We start from the raw sequence: 23644 nt of genomic DNA, 5'->3' as shown, positions 1-23644 counted from the left end.
CCTTATTCTCAATTTGGGTTTGCAAAAATACATTCTTTTTCCCTCTTTTCCTAGTGCTATTTCTCTTAAAATTATGGATGCTAGTCTCGCTTTCGCGAAAGCGGAATTTTCAACCTCAACTCTACCACACTGGGTTCTTCACTCAATGAGATACACCATTCACTCATTTATCATATAAAGAATAGTAACTAGCATGTAAATTGCGTTTATTAAATTGAAAATAACCTCGCAAATCAGAGAAAATGATCAACTTAAAAGCCAGAAGTATGATTAGGATTTGTGAGGTTTTAAATTAGGTATGAAAAACTGCCTTCGATTTTGTAAGTGCTAAGTTTATTGTTAGTCTATAAAAGTCTCTACATATAAATCCTCCACCTTCTTCCTAGCCCAATCAGTTTTGCGTAAAAACTTTAAACTTGATTTGAATCCTGGGTTTGAATTGAAGGAATTGATCCTGATGAGATCGCCCAGTTCATTCCAGCCGTAATGATCTACTAACTTTTCTAGCATATAGGCTAGCTTCACACCATGTAGCGGATTATTTACTTGTTTTTTAATTTCCTTTTCTTTGATCTCTACAACTATGATTTCTTTATTAGAAATGTGAGATGGAACTTCAAATAGATCAAGTTTTGTGGTATTCCCTTTCAAGAACGATTTGCTAATCATCACATGGCTCATGAGATTTTCAAAGTCGGCAGTGAGGATGGCCATTTTTTGAGAATCTGCAAAGGCTTGCATATCCATTACTTTTTCTTCATTAGGCAAATAAGGTTTTACAAAAGACATCTGGTAATCACCTACATAGCAAATAGCACCTTGAATACGTTCTAAATCATCTTTTTGCTCCAGTAAATCTGACTCAAAAAGCTCTTTATTTGCACCTATTACAGTTCCATAGATATTCAGGTTGCCTAAAGGCGTATCCAGCATCTGGCATATGCTATTATGGTCATCATAAGTTTTGACCTTATTCTTTAAGGGATATTTGGTATATATACTGACTCTGTTTTCACCTTCTTTATAATCGATACCATCGTGACGCAATGGCATTTCTTGAGTAGTGATTCTTTTATAGATCCCGTCTAACTGAAAGTTCAAATTAGTATGTGTTAGAATAACTACATCAGCATCGTGCTCTAGGATAAGTTCTTTGAACGTACTATGAGATAAGTTTTCTTGATCACCATCATGGCGATTCATATTCCAGCTTAGTAATTTCATTTATTGCTATGTGTTACTTTATTCCTGAAAGCCCATTGCCTCCTTAACTGCACTAGAATTACCATCTTTATCTATACGTACAACAAAGAAATGATCATAATCAGAATCTTCTAAGTCGTTATAGATGCTATCCTTTTGCAATGCGTTTGCATATTTATTAATCGTATTACTGTGGCCAAATAAAGCAACGGTCTTACCTCTATACTTTTCTAATAATGATTTACCTGTAGCTTTTCTCACATCGTAAAGTTCTATTTCTAACTTCTTAGACTTTGCAAGTGGTGCAGCTGTAGCTTTTGTTCTTTTAAAATCAGAAGATATTACATGATCTACATCTTTTAAAAAGAAGTAATTTACCCAATCATTTGCTCTAGCTTTTCCTTTTTCAGTAAGTTCTGGATCGCTACCTTGATCTGTCATCTTCTCTGCATGACGTATAAAATAAAATGTAGTGAGTTGTTCTTTTTGCAGCTCTTCTGGAGTTTTATTATCATTAGAACTAAAGCAAGAAACCAAACTAAAAGCTAGTAAAAAAAATATTTTATTCATAGGTATGATTTATTACGGTAAAAATATAGAATCTATAATGAATTAAGTAAGAAAGCTGAATTATTACTCATATTGATACTACTGTGATAAAAACATTTTACTTTTAAAGAAAATAAGTGTTTATGAATTTTGAAAAAGTAAGCTTTAAAAACGCTAATGGATATGACTTAAGTGGTAGAATGGAATTACCTGCCGATAGACAACCTCATAACTATGCGATTTTTGCGCATTGTTTTACCTGCAGTAAAAACTTTAGCGCTACAAAAAACATTACCAGAGCATTAACTACTTCTGGCTATGGTGTTTTAAGATTTGACTTTACTGGATTAGGTGATTCTGACGGTGATTTTGCTGATACTAACTTTTCAGGAAACGTAGAGGATTTACTAGCTGCGATAGACTACTTAAAAGATAATTATAAAGCTCCTTCTCTACTCATGGGGCATAGTCTAGGCGGTGCTGCTGTTATATTCGCTTCCGCGAAAGCGAGTTCCATAAAAGCTGTAGCAACCATAGGCGCTCCTAGTGATACAAAACATGTGCGTCATTTGTTTGGCGATCAAGTAGATGCAATTATTGAAAATGGTGAAGCAACGGTTCAATTAAGCGGCCGGCCGTTTAAAATAAAAGAACAATTTCTTAGAAATATCAATGAGCAAGAAGTAACTAAAACACTTAAAGAATTAAGAAAACCTATTTTAATCGCACATTCACCTCAAGATACAACAGTAGGAATCCAGCACGCCGAAAAACTGTATCATGCCGCTATACATCCTAAAAGCTTTGTAAGTCTCGATGGAGCAGATCACCTTTTACTCGATAAAGAAGACTCAAAATATATAGGTGAAGTAATAGCGAGCTGGGCAAAACGCTATGTTCCTGAAGGAAACACAAAAGATATAAAAACAGAAGATCAAGTTGCAGCGAGTTTAGGAAATGAAGAGGCGTTCACTACGCAAATAGTTGCTGGTAAGCATTACATAACCGCAGATGAACCTGAAAGCGTAGGCGGTAATGATTTTGGGCCTACACCATATGATTTACTTTCTAGTGGTCTTGCGGCTTGTACTGTTATGACCATACAGATGTACGCCAAAAGAAAAAAATGGATCATTCAAAATGTAGAATGTCATATTACTTATGACAAACAACATGCGCTAGATTGTAAAAACTGCGAAGAAGATGCCGCTAAAATCGATACATTTATAAGAAGTATAAAAATTACGAGTGACTTAGGTGAAAAGCAGTTACAACGTATTTTACAAATAGCAGACAAGTGCCCAGTACACAAAACCCTACATTCTGAAACACAAGTGATCACAAAATTAATTTAAAATGGTTTTTGAATTCAAAACTAAAATAGGACATAATGGTTTCATGGGTTTAATTGCAATCCCTGATGATATTGCTGCGCAAGCTGTTCAAGATCGTATAAAGAGAGTAGTTGCAAACGTGTCTCATAAAGAGAAAGAAATTGTTTTGTACGCTGCAGTTTCTAAAAGACATGGCTCCTACTCCATGTTGTTTTCTAAAGCAAATCAAAAAAAGCTTAACGTAGAGCAAGGAGATACCATTCATGTGAGAATGCAAGAAGATACGAGTAAGTATCAAGCACCTATGACAGAGGAGCTAGAAGCTGTATTGTTGAGTGATTATGAAGCTTATGAAATATTTGAAAATTTACTACCTGGTAAACAGCGCAATATTATTTTTATGATTTACAACGCAAAAGGTTCTCAAAAGAGAGTAGATTTAGCTCTTAACGCGATGGAAAATTTAAAAGTAGGTAATCACAATCCTATGAAATTTGAGAAACTCTTATGAGGTATTGCGCATTATACTTAGTATTTTTAACGCTAATAATCAAACTTAAATAAATCAACAATGAAAAAACTAGTAATAGGAATAATGGCTCTTACCTTATCGATAAGTGTATCATCTTGCAAAGAAGGAAAAGAAACTGGTCAAGAAGGACATGAGCATGAGCACACACATGATGGAGAAACTCATAGTCATGAACATGACGGTGATGACCACCATAGTGATAAAATGGAAGATTCTAAAACTGCTCTTATGGTAGGAAAAGAAATTGTAGTTCCTATGTCTGCAAAAAGTGGTAGTAATGTGAGTGGTACTATTACCTTCTCTCAGAATGAAAATGAGGTAGCTATGAATGTAGATTTAAAAGGGTTAACACCTGGAATGCACGCGATTCACATTCATCAAAATGGCGATTGTAGCTCTGACGATGGAAAAAGTGCAGGTGGTCACTGGGATCCTACAAGTGAAGCTCATGGTAAATGGGGTGATGAAATGCATCATTCTGGTGACATAGGTAATCTAGAAGTAGGAGAAGATGGAATGGCGACTTTAGATTTCAGCACTGATAAATGGTGTATAGGATGTGAAGATGAAACTCGCAACATCGTAGGTAAAGGAGTAATTGTACATGCAAGTGCAGACGACTTTGAATCTCAACCTAGTGGTGCTGCAGGAGCTAGAGAAGCTTGTGGAGTAATTAAATAACAAATATATTAATCATAAAAATGCTTGACTTTTTTAAGGTCAAGCATTTTTTATGCATCTTTATCCTTTAACTATTAAGAATGAGTACACAACCGGATTTATTAATTGAAAGAATGAAGAGTGGTGATCAAACTGCTTTCACTCGAGTATATGACCGCTATCAAGAAGCTTTACATGGTGTAATTTATAATATTGTAAAAAATAAAGACGTGTCAGAAGAAATTTTACAAGACGTTTTTATCAAAATATGGAATAATTCTGATTCCTATGATTCTGCTCAAGGGCGATTTTTTACTTGGGCTTTGAACATTTCACGCAATGCTTCTATTGATTATTTAAGGTCTAAGCGACATAAAGACGGTTTAAAAAACCTTAGTACAGATAATTTCGTAGATATACTAGAAACCAGTGACGACCTGGATGAATCAACAAATGCTATCTATCTTAAAAAATGGATAAATAAATTAGAGCCTATGTGCATTAAAATTATAGATGTGATTTTCTTTAAAGGATTTACATTTAATGATGGTGCAAAAGAATTAGATATGCCTTCTGGCACTCTAAAAACTAGGCATAGAAAATGTATGATGGCATTGCGTAATATGATAATGAACTAATGGATACTCAAGAATTAATAAACAGCGGTGATTTAGAGCTCTACGTTTGTGGAGTACTGGATCTAGAGCGTTCCATAGAAATTACTAAGGAACTTAAAAACAATATTCCTCTTCAAATAGAAGTACAACAAATAGAAGAGACGTATATGAAGCTTGCTACTGGATTAGCACCTTCTAAGAACGAACTAGAACTATTTGATAGACTACAAACTATAATAGGAAAAGACTCTACTGTAGAGATCGTTAAAACTAGACCTAATTATCTGGCCTGGGCGGCAGCGGCAGCATTATTGATAAGCTCTGGATATCTATACATATCAAATAATGACCTTACTGAGTCTAATTCTAATCTAGAGAATCAGATAGTTAATGTACAGCAAGATAATGAGATTCTGAATTCTGAAATAGAGAACGTAAAATCGGTTAATAACGATTATGAAGAAGCTCTTTCTTTTATAAAAGATAAGAATACAGTTAAAGTAAATCTAGCTGGTCAGAAAGGGTTTGAAAACTCTTATGCAACAGCCTTTTATAACGACCAGGAAGATGTTACTTATGTAGATGTGTCTGGTTTACCACAAGCACCTAGCGATAAGTCATATCAATTGTGGTCACTTACTTTGAATCCGCTAACACCTACAAGTCTAGGAGTTGTTGAAAATAGCAACAATTTATTAAGGATAGAGAATGATAATGCATCACAAGCATTTGGTATTACTTTAGAAGAATATGGTGGCGCTGCTGGACCTAATTTAGAACAATTGTATACGTTAGGAGTAATAGAGCAATAAGTACCAATTATTAATAATTATTTTTAAAATGGCCTTTAATTTTTAAAGGTCATTTTTTTATGGACGCTGTTTAAGTATTCCGCTTTCGCGAAAGCGGAATTTACAAACCACTATGAGTATACTTCTTTGAATTTTTGCTTAAGATATGTATGGCTATAGAAGATTACATAGTCAGAAAGAGTACATCTTATGCAGCCCAAAAATTGCTAAACCACTATCAGCAATGCAAAGCCGTCATACCGCAGTAATCATTCTTAAATTCCAGCACCTTTGGAGCATGTATAACGGAGCTTTAAAGATCCTTTACTAAGCGGCGATTACATGATAAATCAATATATCTACAATAAGAGCTGTTTGATACAGATTTCACAAGTTATTTACACACAAAAAAATGCCTCACTAGTAAATAGTGAGGCATTCAAACTAACCAACCAAAACTAACCTAACATTCCCCTTAGGTTTCATTTTAAGGATTATCATCCTATATCTATACTTACGTAAAAACGATAATAACGGTTTTAAACTCCTTCAAGAATGCTATAATATTCTTTCATCGTAACTGGACCAAGTTCATATGACGCTCCAGATAATTCTTCTGTATAGGTTAACGCATCGTTTTTCTTATTGTTTGCCATTAATATTTCAAGAGTATGAAGCTGTGCTACTGGTTCATACGTTTTATCAATGACATATTTCTTTTGATTTTCTAATGCTTTCTGAGCCTGATTATTTTTAAGTAATGCATAACTCAGTAAACTTTGTGTTTCAGGAGTTGATCTATTTTCAACTTCTAGTTGAGCGATTTGAAGAGCTTTTGCTTTATCATCTTCATTACCGGCAAGTAGTTCTTCTATTTTGTAAGTATTGTACATCGCACCATAAGAACTATTATTTACTTCTTCTAGAAATTCTTTTCTTAAGGTCTCTGCTTCCTCGCTTTTATTTTGATATTCTTTTATCTCAGCTATATCTAGGTTATAGTCTGGTAAAGGATGGCGTTTCTTGAGTTGGTGTAAAATACGTAATGCTTCTTCTGGATTATTTTCATGAGAATAGGCTATCCAAGCTATACCTTTGAGTGCGTAAGTATTATCTGGATCTAATTCAAGCGTTTTCAAATAATGATCGTAAGAATTTTGAATTTGACCATCATGACCATAATAATCTGCAATATTAGAATTGCTCCATATTTGAATAGAAGGGTTTCCACTTTGATCTGCAAGGGTTTTTGCTTCTTCCATTAATCTTATAGTGGCATCTAGATCACCTTTATAATCATTCCACTTAGCAGCTCTAATTAAATAGTTGTAATTTTTTTGATTTTGAATAGCATTGAGCATTTTTTCTGCTTTGGCATAATCGCCTAATTCCATAGCTACATCAAAGAAAAGCAGTTGGCTCTCTGTTGTAGCGGCTTCTTGCGCAAAGGAACGTAGTAAACTATCTGCTTTTTTAAATTTATGTTGTTTTATGTAAGCTTGAGCTAGAGCATATTTAGATTTCTCTGGTTCAATGTACATATTTTCAACTACCGCTTCTTGCATTTCTACAGAACGATTGAGATGATTTACATCTCCTTTTAAGTCGTAAAGTAAATTGAGTTTTGAAGATAACCTACCTAAATCTACAACTCCAGTATTATTAATAGCAACTAGCTTTTCAAGGCTATCAATATCAGATTTTAAATCTGTGATGAATTGAGAATTATCTGACTCTAGGTAAGTATTGTAATCCGTTTTATTAGTGACTATTTTCTTTGTCTCTTTAACAGCTTTGTCTTTAGATTCGTTACAAGAGGTTATAAATAATAAGGCAAATAAAATTAAGAAATAGGAATGTTTCATAGTAGGTAGTTTAGAAAATAGGTAAAATAAAATGCCGATTTTAATTAAAAAATCGGCATTAATAACAAATCAAATTATTAGAATGATGCAGGAGTCAAGTATGGGAATGTAGAAGTACTCACGCCTGGCTCAATAGCAACGTTATCTGATACTAGATTAGTAGGACTTGTAAAACGATCTCCATTTGCCCCACCAAAAAGTAAGATTAATGAAACATCAATCACATCGTCTTCTATAGCACGTCCAGTTAAAAAATTACTAGTACTTGTAAAATAAGAAGTAGGTGCATCAGGTGTTACTTGTAATACATCAATAGATAAAGCCGTCGTTAACGTAGGTAAATCAAGACCTAAGATATTGTTCTCATAAGTTAGAGTTGTACCTGCAGTATTACTATAAGCTGCATAATAATCTTCTATCTGATTTTGAAAAGAAGGCTGAAAAGATAACTGACTTGAAGGCGTAGTAACGTTAAAGTTATTCTTGTTCATATCAGTACCACCAAAAACTGTATTAATACCTGGTCTACCCATTTGATCTTGAGTAGTAAAAGTACCTGTGAAATCTGTAGTCACTGGCTCACCTGTGAAGTCATCATCATTGTCACAGCTTACAGTAAGAGCAGCTGCAATGGCAACCGTTAATATATATTTGAATATTTTCATTGTGTTTATTTTAAAAATTAAATTTATTTGAGGCTGTTTAGTTTCTTCTTTTAGTTTCAACCCAAACGTTATAAGCTGAAGGTAAGTTAGAAGTCATTAATAACTGGTCTACTATGTGAGTAGGTGCAGTTCCTAATAAAGCATTAGGTACTTCTAAAACTATAGCATTAGTATTTAAAGGCTCAAAAGTGTTTGTTCCTGTTGTACCGAAACCTTCTGCTGGAGCAGATCCTATAACTGTATTAAATTGCTGGAAGTCAAAGAAAAATGCATCCTGACGTTGTCCTGCAAAAGCTCTAACTCCTCCAGTTAATGTTTCTCCTTCAGAACCTATTGCTACACTACCTATCGCTTCATTTACATCGATAGTACTATTAATAGTAGTAGAATTAGGCGCATAAGGACCGAAGAAATACATTCTATCTCCTTGTCTCAAGGCTTGAATAACTAGATCCTCAACTACACCAGGAGACGTTCCTTCTACACCAGTGTTATCAATATTAATTTCTATCATAACGTTCTCATCAAAATTTGATGAAGCACTTGACGCCGGTAAGGTTACAATAAAAACAGTAGAATTAGGGTTTTCACCTTCAAATGCATAGAAATCTGCAATATCAGATGGTTGTGATGCTACATTAGGAGCATCTAGGTGATCGGCCGCGATTATAAAACTAGCGATAGCTACTATCGCAAGCGTGGACCAAAGGGCAATTTTTTTCATCGTAAAATGGTTTTAATTAATTTTATATCCCAACTTACGAGAGAAAGTACAGCGCGGTTTTAAATATTGTGTTAAAGCGTTCCTAATGCTCTATTAAATTAAGATAAGTTTTTAATTTATCACCGCTCTAGCCACATTTTGAAGTCTTTAACGCGTTCCCTACTCACAATTAAATCGAGTTCTTTAAAAGAATTAATTTTAATTTGTAAACGTGAGTTGGTATAAGAGATCATATCAGCTATTGCATTTACATGTATAATTGCTTGTCTTGAAATACGGAAAAACTGTTCAGGATCTAATTCTTTTTCCAGAGCTTCTAGTTTTGTATCTATTAAGTAATTCCTACCGTTATCTATATGGAGATAAGTTCCCTTATTCTCAGAATAAAATAGCTGTATGTCTTCTGTATGGAACAGCTTTAAATGCTCACCTACTTTTGCTGTGTATCTTTTTTTGAATTTACGATCGACAGGATTGCCTAGGAGTTTTGCAATGTCATCAAAGTTTATGGTTGCCGCTTTATGATTGTTGTTGTTCTCGCTTTCGCGAAAGCGAGATTTAAATTGATCTACCGCAACTCGCAATTCATCCTCATCGATAGGTTTGAGTAAATAATCTATACTGTTAAGTTTAAATGCTTGCAGCGCATATTCATCATAAGCGGTTGTAAAAATAATAGCACTTTTAACCTCTACTTGATCAAATATTTCAAAGGATAATCCATCACTTAATTGTATATCTAAAAATATGAGATCTGGAGCTTCATTATTTAATAAGTACTCTACAGAATCTTGAACTGAATGAAGCATGGCTTCTGGAATGATATCAAGTTCTCCTAGCATGCGGTTCAATCTTCTTGCTGCTGGTTTTTCATCTTCAATGATTATTGCTTTAAAATCTGACATACTTAATAGGTTTTTAAATAAGTAGGGTTATTTCTTTTAAATGAATCGGTCCTTGTCAAGAATCTCTTGAATTTTACGTTTCTCCCATTCCTTATTAGTAAATGGATTGATTTCAAAAACTTTTACTGCATGTGATACGAGCCCGATGCCCCAACCTAAGACACTCACAATAAAGAAAAACATCAAGTCTCCTTCAAAGAAAATAACAAATGCAAGAATGCATAAGTTAATTATAATAAACACAATAAGATGATGATAAAAGGCTTTGATCTCCTCTACTCTTCTTGCTGCTTTTTTATATCGCTCTGATGTTTTATCAATGTGCTCCATAATCTATTTGTATTGTTCTTCCTTTTCTAGAATTTCTTTAATCTTACGTTCTTTCCATTTTTCATTTGTCAATGGATTACCACCAAATGTACCAAAGCCATGGGCTGCTAGACCTATGCCCCAACCTAAAAGCGGAAAAATAAACCAAATAAAACTCCATTCATTATGGTAATAATTCACTGCAATTAATAGGATATTTATTACTACATAAATAATCGCGTGATTGTAAAAGGCTCTTATTTCTTCTACCTTTTCTACTGCCCGATTGTATCTATCTTGATAGCTTTCATTAGAATTCATAATTAAAATCTTTCATTATTCATCAGTTCGTTGATCTTGCGCTCTTTCCATGATTCTCCTAAAAAGAAGTTCTTGTTAAATGTTCTCATGTATTTAAATAGCAAACTAATTCCCATTCCTATAGCAGGAAAAATCACCCAAGGAAAACCACCAGTAAATGCGTTTATAGCTGCTAAGAATGCCAGAATTACAATCGTCTTTACTGCATTATCATAAAAATCTTTAATACTATCTACTCGTAGTTTTGCTTTAGTAAGTCTTATGTCTTCTGTATTATCCATGTCGATGGTATTTAAGTTTACTGTTTCTGATTGATTAGTTAGTATGGGAACACTTACTTTAAAAGTGTCGGTAGTTTCATTTATAGTCATTTGCCTATTAGTAAGCAATCTGTATCTACTCTCAATATTTTGTAAGCCTACTCCACTACTCTCTTTTATCACTTGCTTCTTTTGTAGGTTATTTTCTATGACAAGAAACTGATTTTGCTCATAAATCCTGAGCTTCAAAGGCTTATTACTACTTACAATATTATGTTTTACCGCATTTTCTATGAGTAATTGTAAACTAAGCGGGACCACCTTTGCGTTTTCTATCGAGCCTTGGTCTGGTATTTCTATCTCAATGCTATCTTCAAATCTTGTTTTGAGTAGTCCTACGTAGGTTCTTGCAAACTTCAGTTCTTCGTCTACAGAAACTAGTTCCTTATTTCTTTGTTCTAATACATAACGATATACTTTAGAAAGCGAGGTTGTAAATTTTGTAGCTGCTTTAGGATTTTCTTCGATTAAGGACACCAGCACATTTAGACTATTAAATAAAAAATGCGGATCTAATTGATTCTTAAGCGCATCAAATTGTGCTGTTGCAGATCTTGCAATGGTTTTTTGTTCGTTTACCTTTTGAGCTTGACTTGCTTTATAAAAATATATAGCATGATATATAGATGAAACAATAAGAGTAATTATAAGGCCGAAGACATACCATTCTGTTTCTTGATCACTTAGAAACTCTTGAATGGAAGAATCATATATCACAACAGAAACCACAAAATTGAGAATCGCAAGTAAAATCATTGTTACAATTACAGACCCTACAGCTCCATAAATTAACCTTTTAACCGATTGGTTGCGCCATGAGATCCTTTTACTCAAATAATCAAACCACCATTCGTTACCTACTGTCAGTACAACCGTGAACAAAAGATTTATTAAAAAGGCTTCTGCCTCAGTTTCCCACCCTAACAAGCGTCCACGGAAATAGGCGTTAATTAAATTGATAGAAACCGAGATGGTAACGCAGGCTAGAAGAAATTTATAAAATCGTTTTAATTTCATTTGGTTTAATTATGAATCTAAAAATAGTTGAATACTTTAGAACACCTCAAAAATGCTTCAAGAAATAGTCTTAACTAAAATATTCCTACTCAACTGTCGTATTTCCTTTCTGAACTGTTATTGCTTTGTAAAATCTGAATGACGGTCACCATTCCTCTTTATATTTTAAGCTTAAATGGGTAAAACAAGAGCATTTAACGGATTTAATTATTTAAATACGAAGTACATTTGAAATCAAATTTTACTATGCTTTATTTTATTATACCGTTGATTGCTGGATTACTCTTGTATTTTTTGATCTTTAGACCCAAATCAACAAAATCCATCAAAGAAAATCCTGAATGGCATGAAACTCTAGAAAAGCATATTTCTTTTTACAAAAAACTAAATGTAGAAGAGAAAACTACTTTTAGAAAACGTATGAATGCCTTCCTTCAAGAAGTTTATATAGATGCCGTAGATTTTGAATTAGAAGAAATAGATAAGATTTTTGTTGCTGCAAGTGCTGTCATACCAGTATTTAGATTTACAGAATGGAGCTACAACAATTTAAGTGGGATCATTATCTATCCAGATAATTTTAATGAAGATCTAGGTTTTAAAGATCATGATGAAGCTCGTATGATAGGCGGACTGGTAGGAACCGGAAGGTTTGAAAAACAAATGATTCTTTCTAGAACAGCGCTACATCACGGCTTTAAGAACGATACTGATAAGCACAATACAGGCATTCATGAATTTGTACATCTACTAGATAAAGTAGATGGACAAGTAAATGGATTGCCAGAAGCTTTTCTTGAACAGTCTTACATTATTCCATGGATGAATCTTATGTACAAAGAAATGGAAGCCATTGACAAAGATGAGTCAGATATACGATCTTATGGAGCTACAAATCAAGCAGAGTTTTTTGCCGTAGCATCAGAATACTTTTTCAGCAGACCAGATTTAATGAAAAGAAAACATCCAGAAATCTATCAAATGCTTGAACTCTGTTTTAATCCACAAATGAAAAAAGGAAACTTCCAGAAATAAATAATATCTTTTTAACACCTAATTTACCTAGACAAGTGTGATGCAACTTACTTTTGCAAAAAAAATATCATGCGCAAATTTTTCTTATTTCTTTTTCTGAGTTTTTCAATTTCTGCTTTTGCAAACGATTGGGGTAAAACCGGTCATAGAACCACAGGAGCTGTTGCAGAGCAATACCTTAATAAAAAAGCTAGAAAAGCCATTGCAAAATTACTTGACGGAGAATCATTAGCATTGGTTTCTACATTTGCAGACGAAATCAAGAGCGATACACTTTATAGAAAGTACGGGCCTAAACATTACGTAAATATCCCATTTGACTCTACCTATGAAGAACATCCTAAGAGCGAGCGTGGTGATATTATAGAAGCAATTGATACTTGTATTGCTACCTTAAAATCAAAGACTGCCACAAAAGAGGAAAAAGCTTTTCAATTACGTTTATTAGTTCATTTTATAGGCGATCTTCACCAGCCTCTGCACACAGGATTAAGTGAAGATAAAGGTGGTAACGATTTTCAAGTACAATGGTTTAGAAATGGGACAAACCTTCATCGTGTATGGGATTCTCAAATGATTGATAGCTACGGTATGTCCTACACAGAACTGGCTAGCAATATGCCTGTTTTAACTAGAAAACAGCGCAAGGCTATGGGCAGTGGTACGCATAGAGACTGGTTAAAAGACAGCCGTGTTCTAGTGAAAGATATTTATGCCAACACTAAAAAAGGAGAAAAATTAAGCTATAGATACATGTATCAATATTTCTACAAACTACGTGTTCAACTTCAAAAAGGTGGTGTAAGACTTGCTGCCTTATTAAATGAAGTTTTAGGATAAAATTGTTCTATTATCGCTTCCGCGAAAGCGGAATAAATAAAAAAGCTCAAAAAACTATCATACGTTTTTTGAGCTTTTTGTTTACTTCTTTTTACGCATTTGTTTTTTGCGTCTTTTAACTCGCCATGGAGCATTCTTATCTACATCTCCAGCCATAATACAACCATAAGGAATGACTTCATCTATGACCTCGCCTAAGTTATAATCTTTCATTTGCTGTCTTACAGCTGCTGCATTTTTGTATGCACTAGGCAATTCAGAAATATCGATTTCATTGGAGTAAAATCGTATGTCCAGTCCTTTGGTTTCCTCTGCAAAAATCTCTTGATCAGTTTTATGAGCAAGATTACGTTTGTGTTGAGAACGACTCATGTTACGTCCAGCTCCATGAGGTGCAAAACCTAAATTAGTTGCAGTCGTTGCACCTTCTACAATTAAAACTGGCTCTGACATGTTAAGCGGTATCAATCGAGGTCCGGTAATATCTGGCATAAATTTAGGATCAAGCGGTGTCGCTCCTTTTGCATGGTAAAAAGTATCACCATCTTTAAACACAAAGTTATGCTCGTTCCAGAAACGATTTGTAACCGTTGCTCCTATTTTTTCTTTAACGCCATCGTGAATCAATTCATGATTTAATTTAGTCCATTTTCTTATAGTTTGCAAAGCTTCCCAATATTTCTCACCTTCATGGGTATCAAAAGGTATCCACGCATTTTGTTTCATGGTTTGTGGCGAGATCAATTTTCTAAATTTCTCAGCCGCTTTCATTCCTTGTGAGTACAATCTAGCTCCTGGCGCACGAGAACCATGGTGAGTAATCATCATCGTGTTTCCCGTGAGTTTACTTTTACCTACAAATAAGAAGTGATTTCCATCACCTTGAGTTCCTAAATGTTCTTGTGCCAGTGAAATACTACGCGGGCTGTTCAAATAGAAGTTTGCTTCCATTTCTTCTCTCAATTCCTGAGGCAGTTGGAACTGTTGTCCTCTAGGTCTTCCTCCAGGTCCGAAGTGCGTCGTAGCACTTGCCGCATCCAGAACTGCTTTAGGATCTGCATCGCCTAAATCGGTTAACATCACCGAGCAACAAATATCTGCACTGTGCATTCCTGGATGGATCGCATTCTTTGCAGCTACCACTCCACCTACAGGAATCGTTCCTACTGGTCCAGCTGGACAAGCGTCTGGCATTACACTTCCATTAATAACAGTAGGCGTTTTCATAACGGCATTCATAGTTGCAATAACTTTTCCTACGTTATCTTCTTCTTGCTCATTTTCTGCTTTTAGATTAATAGAAAAAGGTACTGGCTTTTCATAAATCCCTACTTCTGGTGGTAACCTAAATTGTTCTAGGTAAGCTTCCATTTGTTCCTGATTTAAATGATTAGAATTTATATGATGTATGGCTTCTGTAAACCACTGTCCACTTGGGTAACCTAAAGCTACAATTTCTTTACCAGTGATGTTTTTGAAGTCCGTTTGGTTGGTTTCTTTTTTCATCTTATTAGATTTTAAATTCTTTTAATAAGCTGCGCCATCTCCTCGTATGACGCAGCACTACATTTTTGAAAACTTACTAAAAGCTTTCTGTTTAACTACATGACAAATATGCACTTAGTACTACGCAATCTTTTTGCGTAGTTAAAAAAGATGTTTATCATTGTAAATAATTATTGCTGTTCCGCTTTCGCGAAAGCGGCATTACAACCCACTTAACTACCACCAAAATAGACCTATGGCTATTAATAAAAATGCACTCATAAGATATAAAACTATAGATCGCTGTTTACAGAATACCTATAGAACCTGGACTCTAGACGACTTAGTAGAGTATTGTTCTCAGGCATTGTATGATTTAGAAGGTCGAGATATAAATGTTAGCAAACGTACTGTACAGCTAGATATACAAAACTTGCGCAGTGATAAATTGGGTTACAACGCACCGATTGAAGTTTACGATCGTAAATATTACCGTTATAGTGATCCAGATTATAGTATTACCGATATTCCACTAACTGGAACTGATATGACTGTACTTACTGAGACTATGGAAATGTTGCGACAGTTTAAAGATTTTTCATTCTTTGACGAGCTTAATGTAATTATCAATAAGCTGGAAGATAAAATTTACACCGAGAAAAAAAATAAACCGCCCATTATATATCTAGAGAAAAATGAAAAACTCAAAGGCTTAGAATTTTTAGATGAGTTGTATCAGGCTATTCTTAAGGAAGTGGTTCTAGTCATCACCTACAAATCTTTTCAAGCTAGGGACGCACAAGAGTTTACGTTTCATCCACAATTTTTAAGAGAGTATAATAATAGATGGTTTCTTGTAGGACTTAATGAAAATACTCCTGTAATTAAAACGCTAGCTCTGGATCGTATTATATCTATCGATTACGATTTGAGTATCGATTATCAGGATGCTGAGTTTCATCCAGAAGAGTATTACAAAAACACTATAGGTGTAACTGTTCTAGACCATCACAATACTGCTTATGTCGTTTTCAAATTAGACAAGAAGAACGCGCCTTATGTAATGACAAAACCTTTTCATCATTCTCAAAAAATCCTTTCTAAGAATGATGACGGTAGTATTACCTTCCAGATTTTTGTAAGCTTAAACTTTGAATTAGATCGATTGATTCTTGGTTTTGGAGAATCTATTGAAATCTTAAAGCCTAGAAATTTACGACATCGCATTAAAAGAAAAACCCAACTTGCGGCACAAGTATATCGTAAAGCTAAAAGCTAATACTTACATTTTATATTACTAATAAGAAACGTTGCAACCAGTTTTTGATTTCATATGCTTTCGCGAAAGGGGAACATAAAAAAGCCTCTTCAAGAGAAAAGGCTTTTTCTAAATAAAATTTTATTTGTAATTTATTCTACAACCACTTTCTCAACCTTCTGCCCTACTTCACTTTGAATACTAATAAAGTAAACTCCTGAATTTAAGTTTTGAGTAGAAATACGTTGCTCTATCAAGCTTCCTATAAAGTTAGTTTGTGAAAGCATTCTACCATTAACATCTATAATTGAGGCACTTTTAAGACCATTGCTAGATGAGATCTGGATATAATCTCTGGCAGGATTAGGATAAACGGTAATAGAAGCATCTGTAGTTTCGGCTATACTTGCTGTATTCATAACTGTAACTGTCTCGGTGTTTGTGATGATTGGAGCGTTAAAGTCAAAATAAATTTCAGCCAAATTGTCAAAAGTATCACCTTCTAATAGCGTTGAAAGTGTTTTAATTTTAAACAACACATAGCCATCGTTAGTTGCGTCATTAAAATCGAGATTGATGTTCTCATGAATAAATTCTACCACGTTTCCATCTCTTACACGAGTATAATAGTCGTGACTACCACCTAACGGAATCAAAGTTGTGATATCAAACTGAGATAAATCGATTTCATCCTTTACAACAATATTTACCGCACTTGCAGATCCTGTATTCTCAAAACGGATCATGTAATGAACGTACTCACCTACCATTGCTGGTGTAATGGTTTCTCCTTCTAGACAAGTTTTATCATTAGGGTCATAAGAATTGACAACTGTTTGATCAAATACCATCGTATTGTCTGCAGGCATAGCGTCTGTTGCAGTTCCTATTACCGTTCCTGTAAAGGTTAGAAGATCACCACCATTTAAAGGATTGGTAGTTTGAGTTGGCGTATTTAAAGTCATGGTAAATTCATATTCTTTCATTTGGAAAGGCTGTAAATTACTTACTGACCAACTCAACTGATTTGAAGCTGGCATTGCAGCTGTAGGCGCTGAGGAAAGTAAACTCATAAAGTCTTCTTCGAAGTCTAAATTTACTGTTCCACTTGTTGTTACATTACCTTTATTCTTAACAACTACTTTATAATCTGTATCAAATCCTGGTCTTGCTTGTTCTAGTGGAACTACTATTACTTCTAGATCTTCTATACTGCCATTTGCAGTTACACAAAAGTCTTGCGTGAAAGGACTTGCTTGAGTAGGGAAATCTACCACTACGTTTGCTGGAGTGAAATTCCAGTAGGTTGGGTTTTCAGGATTTGGAGTAATGATATGTTGACCATCGCTTACCGGTACATAATAATTCCCTGATTGATCACTAGAAATACTTCCTGATAGGGTTCCATCTGTTGCGGTAAAATTGAAATTCGAAAAAACAGGATCTGCTGGATCGCAACCATTATTGTCGGTATCTATAGAAATAGCTCCTTGAATTTCGCTAAAATTTCCTCCTGGTGTGAAGGAGCAGTAGGAGTTTACATTTACATTGTTAAAACCAAATAACGAAAGAAAGTTATTTTGTAAATCAATGTCCGCTTCATCTGTACAAACATAAGATAAATTGTCATTCCAAAGTAATGAACAAGATTGTTCATGTATTTGATCCATACTATTATTTTTAACAAACACACTCGTAAGATTATCATTATTAGATATCAAAAAAGACCAATCAGGAACATTTGACATCAACGAAATCTCAGTTAAATTAGTATGAAAAATAGAGATGAAGTCTAAATTAGGTTTGTTGATACTTAAATTTGTCGAAAGTAACGTGACTTGATAAAGAGTTACCTTCTCTAATTGAAAATTAAGATCGAAGCTTAAAGTTGGTACATGTAATTCTCTAAGAAATAGAGTTTTTAAAAATGGTTTAGTCAATAAACTGTAATCACTAATTGAAACATTTTCCACAAAGAGATTCTCAAGGTAATTCAAAGAACTTAAATCTACTGAAGAATTAAGACTTAAATCGCTTAAACCTAAATTTGTAATTGCGGTATTATTAGTTAAGTCTAATGAGAAAATACCTAATGTACGTAATTTTAATCTGTTTAGTTGATTTTGTGCAGAAATGTCTAGATTAACTAGATTGATCAAGTTACTTAGCTCTAAATCATTAAGTGAAAAATTATTTGATAAGTTCAAACTTGTAATTGTCGATGTTGAAAAAATTGAGATTTTTTGTAAAAGAGAATTAGCAGAAAAATCTATGCTAGCTATCGGTGTGTTGATATTATTACCGTAAAGGATAAAATCCTTTAGAAAGGGAACATGATTGAGAATATTTGAATAAAATTGATCAGCAGTAATATGAAGAGTTTCAATTTGATTATTATTACTTAAATCTAATACAGATCCTAATTTATTTATTATAAGTGACTTCAAATTAATATTACTATTTATATCAAGATTTGATAAAAAAGTAGCATTTAATTGCAAAGACTTTAACTGTGTTAACGTCGAAACATCTAATCTTGTGAATAATGAAGAATTTGAGTGCAGATTTAAATCTTCCAACAATGGTGTATTCTGAAAAGTAAGAACATCTAGTTGATTCATATTTATCAGCTCTAATTTTTCTAATGTATTAGAATTAATATTTATAATGGTAGGATCACTTACTCTATCTAACAAAAGGTACTCTAAGTTTTGAAATAAAGAAAAATCTGGATTATTCAACTTCATTCTTCTAATTTCAAGATGATTCAATTGAGTAAAAAATTCCAAACCGTTCAGTGAATAAATGGTAGAACTAGAAAAAACTTCAATTAAATATAAATTAGAAATAGAACTTATTTCAGATTGTTCTATGACATTATTTCGATTTGAGTCAATAAATGTATCTGGGATATCATCTCCATTGGTATCAATTGTTTCATTATTTAATAAAAATAATTCTAAATCTGGATTATTTAAATTAACAGTTTGAGCACAGGTGTTTTTTGAGTAAAAAATTATTAAGATTAAAAAGAGTAGTTTTTTCATGGTTTGCATTTATTCATTAGATGCATGAGTGAAGGAATGGTTGCGTCATTATACTCACCTTTGTGTCATCTTAAACAATCTGTATCGATTTGGAGGAAGGAACTTTTAGCAATTAAAAATGAACCATTTACAACTACGATGGTTGTTGTTATTTTATGATCGCAAACATCTACGATAAGTCCACGTTAATAGATATTTTAGAAACTTGATGTTTTGTTAGTTACCAATTACCATGTTCAAATGATAACGTACAGCAGTTGTTACACGATTGATCTTTTTACAAAATAGTTTCTATAACTCCACTTTCGCAAAAGCGAAAAATAAAAAAGCTCAAAAAATAGTTACCTACTTTTTGAGCTTTTTATTTACTTAAAATTTATTCTATTTCTTAGGAATATCCTTCAATAATTCTTGAAGTAAACTCCAAAATTTCTGCACAGATTTGATCTCTACATGCTCATCTGGACTGTGTGCTCCTCTTATATTAGGACCGAATGAAATCATGTCTAAACCTGGATAACGTTCTCCTAGTAAACCACATTCTAATCCTGCATGACATGCCACTACTCTAGGTTCATGGTTGAAAAGCTCTGTATATTTTGATTTTGCTATTTCTAGCATCGCACTATTAGGATTAGGCTGCCATCCTGGATAATCTCCGGATAATTTAGTTTCCATTCCAGCCAGTTTCATTACTGCTGTAATGCTCATGGCAAGATCTACTTTAGAACTATCTACTGAAGATCTCGTCAAACAGGCGATTTGTAAATCACCATCTTTCAACGTAACTCTGGCAAGGTTATTTGAAGTTTCTACTAGTCCGTCTATATCTGGACTCATGCGATAAACTCCATTATGAATACCTAGTAAGGCATAAGTAAGTTGCTTGCTATCTGCTGCGCTTATGGTTGTATCATTGGGAGCATCTTCTATACTAATATTTAAATTCTTTTCAAGTGATTTATATTCATCTTCAATTGCTGCTTTGCAACTTTGAAAAGCTTTCATTGCGTGATCGAGTTCACTTTCTTCTATACTAAAAATGGCCACGGCTTCTCTAGGAATCGCATTTCTTAAACTACCACCTTGAATGGATTGAAAATGAAGTGATGCTTTGCGCTGTATAGCATCAGCAAGACGATTGATCATTTTATTTGCATTACCAAGGCCTTTAATGATGTCCATACCACTATGACCACCATTCAAACCTTTTACAGTTATCTTTTTAGAAACAAAACTATTTTTAGCAGGTGACAACTCATACTTCTTAGTAGCAGTAACATCTACTCCACCAGCACAACCTATGTCTATCTCATCATCTTCTTCTGTATCAAGATTTAGTAAAATGGTAGATTTGAGAATATCTTTATCTAGCTCTTTAGCTCCTGTCATACCAGTTTCCTCGTCAATGGTAAACAAAGCTTCAATTGCTGGGTGAGCAATATCTGTAGAAGAAAGTACTGCCATTATTGCGGCAACACCTATCCCATTATCTGCACCAAGTGTGGTTCCATTTGCTTTAATAATGTCACCATCTACTGTCATTTCTATTCCTTGGGTAAGAAAATCAAAGTCAGTATCATTATTCTTTTGATGAACCATGTCTAGGTGCGACTGCAAAATTATGCTTTTGCGATCTTCCATTCCCAAGGTAGCAGGTTTCTTAATGATCACATTACCTATCTGGTCCTCCACAACTTCTAGATCGAGACTTTTACCAAAGTCTCTCATAAAAGCTCTCACTCGTTCTTCTTTTTTAGAAGGTCTAGGAACAGCGTTAAGATCTGCAAAATGATTCCATAAAGATTTAGGCTCTTGATTTCTTACTTGTTGTGACATATATAATTTTGATTTTTACAAATATAAAGTTACTCCTAGCTAGGATACTTAAGTTAATATTAAATGATTGTATAAGGTAATTAGAATGCTTTGCTTGCTCTAAGCATTTCTCTTTTTCCAGGTGGTCCTGGCAGCCGCTCAACTGTAAAACCAGCGCTTTGCATATTGCGCCTTACTTGGCCTGCAGCACAGTATGTGGTAAGAACACCACCATTTTTCAACGATTTGAAAGCGGCGTCAAATATAGGTTGGGTCCATAATTCTGGTTGTGTTCTAGGACCAAATGCATCAAAATAGATCAAATCAAACTTTTGATCGTAATCTAGTTTTTCAAAAGTTGTTTGAATCTTTTCAATCTCAAAAGAATCGGATATTTGTGTTTTTTTATCCCAAGAGGTATCGTGAAGTTGGGCAAATAATTCTTGGTCCTCAAGCAGGTTTCCATAATCTATAACCTCAACCTCTTCTGGAGCAATAGGATAAGCTTCTACAGCGGTATATTCAATTGAAATGTCAGCATTATGCTGTGCGGTAAGCATGGCATTAAGTCCAGTCCCAAAACCATATTCTAAAATATGAAGAGGTTCTTTTTTAAAATCCCGCTTTCGCGAAAGCGAGACCTCTACAAAATGTTGTAATCCTGTTTCTATAAAAACATGAAGCGCCTCTTGTAAGGCGCCATGTTTAGAATGATATTGCTCGTTGAGATCTGGCATGTGTATGGTTTTTGAGCCATCACCAGTAATCATGATCTCGCGTTTCATTTATTCTTCTGTTTTCTCTACACCTTCTACATCTGGATTCTCAAATTCTTCTACCATTGCGCCATCTGCCACAAAGCTAAGAGTTACCTCATCTTCGGTAATAGCAGCAATTTCTTCTTTAGTTTTCCCAGCATCTTCAGCATAATGTTTTAATTCATCTACTGGAGTGATGTTTTTAAAAGCTTTACCACTCAAGATAACTTCTTTGCCTTTTCCGTTTTTAGGAAGGAAAAAACCGTAGTCTTTAAATTTTACGGTAGCAGACTCGTCACCAACTGGCATTTTAATCCAGCATCCTTTTTTTACACAAACATCTGCAATAGTTCCTTTTACCTTTACAGCGGTAGTATCACTTACTTTCATGTTTTTATACATTTCTCCTAACTCGGTAGCGTTGATAACGTCGGTATTAGTAAATGTGGCACCATAATCCATGTATGCCATTTCTTCTACCTGCTCCTCATTTACAGCTGGCATTTCTTCTTCTTCCTGTTTTTGTTCTTTGCATCCTATCAATAAAGTAACTGCAAATAATCCTATAATATACTGTTTCATGTGTTTGTATTTTAGACAAATTTAAGAATTCGTTTACATTAATGCTAAATCATAATGAGGTATATTTGCAAAAACATAAAAACGTTATGACAAACACGCACGAAATCGTTATAGATAAGGTAAAAGAATCAAAAATTAAGCAAATAGATTTTGATAATTTGACCTTTGGTAAAACCTTTACAGACCACATGCTGGAATGTACATGGCGCGATGGAGAGTGGCAAGCGATAGAGATAAAGCCTTATGGTCCTATACAGGTAGAGCCTAGTTGTAAAGTTTTTCATTATGGTCAGGCGATTTTTGAAGGTATGAAGGCCTTTAAGGACGCTACTGGTGATGTGTTTTTATTTAGACCTGAAGATAACTGGAAAAGGTTTAACGCTAGTGCAAAGAGACTTGCAATGCCTGAAGTTCCTGAGGAGGTTTTCATGGAAGGCTTAAAAAAGCTAGTTGCCTTAGATAAAGATTGGGTACGATATGGAGAAGGTTTATCCTTGTATTTGAGACCTTTTATGATATCAAGCGAAAACGGAGTTGCTGCGGCCCCATCTACTGAATATAAATTCATGATTATTATGTCTCCTGCATTTGCTTATTATAAAGGAGATGTAAGAGTAATTATAGCTTCAGAATTCTCACGTGCTGCAGATGGTGGTGTAGGATATGCAAAAGCTGCCGGTAACTATGCTGCTAGTTTTTATCCTAATAACCTAGCATTACAAGAAGGTTACCAACAAATTATATGGACTGACGCTGCTTCTCATGAATACTTAGAAGAAGCGGGAACGATGAATATTTTTGTACGTATAGGAGACAGTCTATTTACAGCGCCTCATAATGACCGTATTCTAAATGGTGTTACTCGTAGAAGTGTTATTCAAATGGCAAAGGATCATGGAATAAACGTGGAGGAACGTCGCATATCTGTAAAAGAAATAAGAGAAGCTGCAGAAAATGGTACTCTGAAAGAAATTTTTGGTAGTGGAACTGCTGCTGTGATCGTTCCTAT

The 23644-nt window shown here is 34.2% G+C and carries 24 protein-coding genes and 1 pseudogene; 10 read left to right on the top strand and 15 right to left on the bottom strand.

The genetic code is table 11. From position 1 onward, the window contains the following. Positions 1-19: 19 nt before the first annotated feature. Positions 20-178: a hypothetical protein gene (locus A9Q93_RS07905; RefSeq protein ID WP_303686847.1), complete on the top strand. Its 159-nt coding sequence runs from the start codon at positions 20-22 to the stop codon at positions 176-178. 161 nt (positions 179-339) lie between these two features. Here the strand turns inward: A9Q93_RS07905 and A9Q93_RS07900 are convergent, their stop codons facing one another. The 3 genes and pseudogenes from A9Q93_RS07900 to A9Q93_RS07895 all read right to left on the bottom strand — a co-directional run bounded on the left by A9Q93_RS07900 (position 340) and on the right by A9Q93_RS07895 (position 1773). After that, positions 340-558 carry a VF530 family protein gene (locus A9Q93_RS07900; RefSeq protein WP_303686862.1) on the bottom strand — a complete coding sequence of 73 codons (219 nt, stop codon included), beginning with the start codon at positions 556-558 and terminating at the stop codon, positions 340-342. Positions 559-897: 339 nt separating this feature from the next. Then, a pseudogene (locus A9Q93_RS14405) lies at positions 898-1203 on the bottom strand (hypothetical protein); the annotation flags it as partial. Positions 1204-1242: 39 nt separating this feature from the next. After that, on the bottom strand, positions 1243-1773 hold the full coding sequence (locus tag A9Q93_RS07895) for a phosphoglycerate mutase family protein (RefSeq protein ID WP_303686846.1): 531 nt from the start codon (positions 1771-1773) through the stop codon (positions 1243-1245). A gap of 122 nt (positions 1774-1895) precedes the next feature. Here A9Q93_RS07895 and A9Q93_RS07890 point away from each other — a divergent pair, with 122 nt between their 5' ends. The 5 genes from A9Q93_RS07890 to A9Q93_RS07870 all read left to right on the top strand — a co-directional run bounded on the left by A9Q93_RS07890 (position 1896) and on the right by A9Q93_RS07870 (position 5707). After that, entirely contained in the window at positions 1896-3107 is a 1212-nt protein-coding gene (locus A9Q93_RS07890) for a bifunctional alpha/beta hydrolase/OsmC family protein (protein ID WP_303686845.1), read from the top strand. Between the two features lies 1 nt (position 3108). Further along, positions 3109-3597 (top strand): YdeI/OmpD-associated family protein, encoded by a 489-nt coding sequence (locus A9Q93_RS07885; protein ID WP_303686844.1) that lies wholly within the window; start codon positions 3109-3111, stop codon positions 3595-3597. 60 nt (positions 3598-3657) lie between these two features. Continuing rightward, complete coding sequence (locus tag A9Q93_RS07880; RefSeq protein WP_303686843.1) at positions 3658-4299, top strand: superoxide dismutase family protein; 642 nt, start codon at positions 3658-3660, stop codon at positions 4297-4299. Positions 4300-4379: 80 nt separating this feature from the next. Then, the gene (locus tag A9Q93_RS07875) at positions 4380-4916 is read left to right on the top strand and encodes an RNA polymerase sigma factor (RefSeq protein ID WP_303686842.1); all 537 of its coding nucleotides are present in this window, start codon (positions 4380-4382) and stop codon (positions 4914-4916) included. Beyond that, entirely contained in the window at positions 4916-5707 is a 792-nt protein-coding gene (locus tag A9Q93_RS07870; RefSeq protein WP_303686841.1) for an anti-sigma factor, read from the top strand. Before A9Q93_RS07875 ends, A9Q93_RS07870 begins: the two co-directional genes overlap by 1 nt. Before the next feature lie 518 nt (positions 5708-6225). Here the strand turns inward: A9Q93_RS07870 and A9Q93_RS07865 are convergent. The 7 genes from A9Q93_RS07865 to A9Q93_RS07835 form a co-directional block, all read right to left on the bottom strand. Beyond that, positions 6226-7551, bottom strand: a complete 1326-nt coding sequence (locus A9Q93_RS07865; protein ID WP_303686840.1) for a lipopolysaccharide assembly protein LapB — start codon at positions 7549-7551, stop codon at positions 6226-6228. A gap of 77 nt (positions 7552-7628) precedes the next feature. After that, positions 7629-8216 (bottom strand): DUF4331 family protein, encoded by a 588-nt coding sequence (locus A9Q93_RS07860; protein ID WP_303686839.1) that lies wholly within the window; start codon positions 8214-8216, stop codon positions 7629-7631. A gap of 37 nt (positions 8217-8253) precedes the next feature. Continuing rightward, a complete protein-coding gene (locus tag A9Q93_RS07855; RefSeq protein ID WP_303686838.1) occupies positions 8254-8940 on the bottom strand; it encodes a DUF4331 family protein in 687 nt (228 codons plus the stop codon). Between the two features lie 119 nt (positions 8941-9059). Then, a complete protein-coding gene (locus tag A9Q93_RS07850) occupies positions 9060-9845 on the bottom strand; it encodes a LytTR family DNA-binding domain-containing protein (RefSeq protein WP_303686837.1) in 786 nt (261 codons plus the stop codon). A gap of 36 nt (positions 9846-9881) precedes the next feature. Then, positions 9882-10175, bottom strand: a complete 294-nt coding sequence (locus A9Q93_RS07845; protein ID WP_303686836.1) for a 2TM domain-containing protein — start codon at positions 10173-10175, stop codon at positions 9882-9884. 3 nt (positions 10176-10178) lie between these two features. After that, positions 10179-10475: a 2TM domain-containing protein gene (locus tag A9Q93_RS07840; protein WP_303686835.1), complete on the bottom strand. Its 297-nt coding sequence runs from the start codon at positions 10473-10475 to the stop codon at positions 10179-10181. Positions 10476-10477: 2 nt separating this feature from the next. Next, complete coding sequence (locus tag A9Q93_RS07835; protein WP_303686834.1) at positions 10478-11812, bottom strand: histidine kinase; 1335 nt, start codon at positions 11810-11812, stop codon at positions 10478-10480. Positions 11813-12058: 246 nt separating this feature from the next. Here A9Q93_RS07835 and A9Q93_RS07830 point away from each other — a divergent pair, with 246 nt between their 5' ends. Both A9Q93_RS07830 and A9Q93_RS07825 read left to right on the top strand, forming a co-directional pair. After that, positions 12059-12847, top strand: a complete 789-nt coding sequence (locus tag A9Q93_RS07830) for a zinc-dependent peptidase (protein WP_303686833.1) — start codon at positions 12059-12061, stop codon at positions 12845-12847. 69 nt (positions 12848-12916) lie between these two features. After that, entirely contained in the window at positions 12917-13687 is a 771-nt protein-coding gene (locus tag A9Q93_RS07825; protein WP_303686832.1) for a S1/P1 nuclease, read from the top strand. Between the two features lie 81 nt (positions 13688-13768). On the opposite strand, the gene A9Q93_RS07820 is transcribed toward A9Q93_RS07825, so the two are convergent. Beyond that, the gene (locus A9Q93_RS07820) at positions 13769-15193 is read right to left on the bottom strand and encodes an RtcB family protein (protein ID WP_303686831.1); all 1425 of its coding nucleotides are present in this window, start codon (positions 15191-15193) and stop codon (positions 13769-13771) included. 235 nt (positions 15194-15428) lie between these two features. Here A9Q93_RS07820 and A9Q93_RS07815 point away from each other — a divergent pair, with 235 nt between their 5' ends. Further along, entirely contained in the window at positions 15429-16451 is a 1023-nt protein-coding gene (locus A9Q93_RS07815) for a YafY family protein (RefSeq protein WP_303686830.1), read from the top strand. Between the two features lie 131 nt (positions 16452-16582). Here the strand turns inward: A9Q93_RS07815 and A9Q93_RS07810 are convergent, their stop codons facing one another. From A9Q93_RS07810 to A9Q93_RS07795, 4 genes are all read right to left on the bottom strand, one after another. After that, positions 16583-19477 carry a T9SS type A sorting domain-containing protein gene (locus tag A9Q93_RS07810; protein ID WP_303686829.1) on the bottom strand — a complete coding sequence of 965 codons (2895 nt, stop codon included), beginning with the start codon at positions 19475-19477 and terminating at the stop codon, positions 16583-16585. Positions 19478-19858: 381 nt separating this feature from the next. Continuing rightward, positions 19859-21316, bottom strand: coding sequence for an aminoacyl-histidine dipeptidase (locus A9Q93_RS07805; RefSeq protein ID WP_303686828.1), 1458 nt, complete (start codon positions 21314-21316; stop codon positions 19859-19861). A gap of 80 nt (positions 21317-21396) precedes the next feature. After that, positions 21397-22080, bottom strand: a complete 684-nt coding sequence (gene mnmD / locus A9Q93_RS07800; protein ID WP_303686827.1) for a tRNA (5-methylaminomethyl-2-thiouridine)(34)-methyltransferase MnmD — start codon at positions 22078-22080, stop codon at positions 21397-21399. Continuing rightward, a complete protein-coding gene (locus A9Q93_RS07795) occupies positions 22081-22635 on the bottom strand; it encodes a DUF4920 domain-containing protein (RefSeq protein ID WP_303686826.1) in 555 nt (184 codons plus the stop codon). It lies immediately after the preceding gene. An 86-nt stretch (positions 22636-22721) separates the two neighbouring features. Here A9Q93_RS07795 and A9Q93_RS07790 point away from each other — a divergent pair. Then, positions 22722-23644 (top strand): branched-chain amino acid aminotransferase (locus tag A9Q93_RS07790; protein WP_303686825.1); only part of this gene is annotated, 923 nt, incomplete at its 3' end.

Source organism: Nonlabens dokdonensis, from assembly GCF_002162835.1.
GTDB lineage: Bacteria > Bacteroidota > Bacteroidia > Flavobacteriales > Flavobacteriaceae > Nonlabens > Nonlabens dokdonensis_B.
This window is presented reverse-complemented; position numbering and strand designations above follow the sequence as displayed.